Origin of the sequence: Solimicrobium silvestre, assembly GCF_002976435.1 — a bacterium.
GTDB lineage: Bacteria > Pseudomonadota > Gammaproteobacteria > Burkholderiales > Burkholderiaceae_D > Solimicrobium > Solimicrobium silvestre.
This window is the reverse complement of the sequence record NZ_PUGF01000057.1, coordinates 1-1,724: the sequence shown is the minus strand read 5'-3', so window position 1 is coordinate 1,724 and position 1,724 is coordinate 1. Positions and strand designations below refer to the sequence as shown.

Here is a 1,724-nt window from a genome sequence, read left to right as displayed (position 1 = left end):
CATTTAAATCCCATAAAAAATTCAAAATTATTAACTTTTTATTTGCCAAACAGATATTTTTCACTCAGTGAATCAATGATCAAAAATACTCTGTTTATAGTGCATGCATAAGCGGGCAAGTTCAGTCAAGTCACCATTTTTATAAATACAAATAGTTATATTTATAAGTATTGTTATTATACCTACTTTAAAATGTAATTGTAAATTTTGAATGTTTTAGATGTTCGCAAGTTGAGGAAAACTAGTTCATGCCCCCTTGCCTGCCGCGCTTTGGTAGTTGTGATTCACCGTTTGTTTCTCATAATTAATACTGACGGTGACCGGGGTTCCAGCGCAAATTGGCGGGATGCACAGGCTGAGGCTGAAGCCGCCATTCTCTTGTTTGCTGTCGTAATTGCTTTGGTCTTGCAGCGTGACGATATTGAGGTTGTCTCCAATGTTAGCTTTGACTTTATCGGCCGCTAACTGTGCACCGATCAAGTTGGTGTCGTTGCCGCTCTTGATGCTGAGCTTATCGGTGGCCGTGATTTGCGTGTTGTCATATGTTGTTTCGCTACCGTTGGCGTGGCCTTTGGATTGGGATACGCTGATTTGGAAACTCAATCCGGTTTGCTGGCCGTTGGAGCCGAGCGTAGCACCGATTCCAGCGCTGGAGCCGCTGTTGCTGGATTGCAGATCGCTGGTGTTTTTGGCGGCGAGTAGGTTGATGTTATTGGCGGCATCTAAGGCGATATCGTTGGCTTGCAGTTTGGCACCTTCCATGCTGATGTCACCTTCTCGGGCGGTGATGTTGATCTCGCTGGCTTGCTCCGGGTACCGCGTGCCTGCGTCGCACTGTTGTTGCTGTCTTGCTGGCTTCTACTCACACCTAAATTGACGCTGACGCCGAACCCGTCGCCACTGTTTTGAGGGTTAGGTTTGAGTGATTCAGTAGTAGTTTCGGAGACCTTTCCACCATTTACTAATTTATAGGTGTCGTAGCCCGCTTTTAAGGCGAGTGCGCCTTTGAGGCGGTCGTTGTCGGTATTTTGTGCTTTGGTCACTTGATCGCCGATGCGGGTAATCACACTACCGATGGCACCGGCCAAGCTGCTGCCTAGTGTCACGCTCTTAGTTTCGGCGTGCGTTTGGCTGCTTGGCGTTGTTGACTGCTTGCAGGTCGACGGCGTTAGCGGCGATAGTCACCTTGTTTTTAGCTAATAATTCGGCTCCTTGGGTGAGGACGTTACCGCTGCCGATTCCCTTGTATTGCGCATCCAAACCGGCTTGTAAATTCAGGTTGCCGCGATTGGCGGAAATCAGGCAGGTACTTTGCTTTGCTGGGCGGTCGTGCCGTCGGCGTTTTGTTTGGCGTCGGTTTTACCGTAATTAGTGAAGCGACCGACATTGAGGCCGCCCATGATGCCGATGCTGGCAAGGCGCAATGAGTAGGGAATAAATAGCGAAGTGCATTGCACCGCATGTTGTGATCGCATTAATCGGTGCATGTTTATTCCCACGGTTTGCAATAAGATTTGATGATTCGACATTTTCCTATTTCATTAACATTTCATTCGGTACAATACGCATTGCTATTGACGCCCCCACGAGTACACCTTAATGAAATGGACTCCACCCTCCTGAAAACGGCATCATAATGTGCCTAGCGAGCCAGGTGGGCTGGCAAGCGACAATCAAGAGAAGGAGTCCGAAATGGATACTACCGTAAAAATGATTGGTTTGGA

At 47.7% G+C, this 1,724-nt stretch carries 4 protein-coding genes; all 4 read right to left on the bottom strand.

The window, feature by feature from the left end:
- Window positions 1-246: 246 nt before the first annotated feature.
- The 4 genes from S2091_RS23695 to S2091_RS23685 are packed head-to-tail and all read right to left on the bottom strand — an operon-like array spanning window position 247 to window position 1,487.
- Window positions 247-762, bottom strand: coding sequence for a hemagglutinin repeat-containing protein (locus S2091_RS23695; RefSeq protein WP_105534442.1), 516 nt, complete (start codon window positions 760-762; stop codon window positions 247-249).
- The gene (locus S2091_RS23690; RefSeq protein ID WP_105534441.1) at window positions 723-1,106 is read right to left on the bottom strand and encodes a hypothetical protein; all 384 of its coding nucleotides are present in this window, start codon (window positions 1,104-1,106) and stop codon (window positions 723-725) included. The genes S2091_RS23695 and S2091_RS23690 overlap by 40 nt, the downstream gene beginning before the upstream one ends.
- A gap of 4 nt (window positions 1,107-1,110) precedes the next feature.
- Window positions 1,111-1,260, bottom strand: coding sequence for a hypothetical protein (locus tag S2091_RS24200; protein WP_165795089.1), 150 nt, complete (start codon window positions 1,258-1,260; stop codon window positions 1,111-1,113).
- 38 nt (window positions 1,261-1,298) lie between these two features.
- Complete coding sequence (locus S2091_RS23685; RefSeq protein WP_133166978.1) at window positions 1,299-1,487, bottom strand: hypothetical protein; 189 nt, start codon at window positions 1,485-1,487, stop codon at window positions 1,299-1,301.
- Window positions 1,488-1,724: the final 237 nt, after the last annotated feature.

Coding starts and splice junctions, on each gene's coding strand:
- S2091_RS23695 (WP_105534442.1), bottom strand. CDS start 762: ATGGAAGGTGCCAAACTGCAAGCCAACGATATCGCCTTAGATGCCGCC.
- S2091_RS23685 (WP_133166978.1), bottom strand. CDS start 1,487: ATGCACCGATTAATGCGATCACAACATGCGGTGCAATGCACTTCGCTA.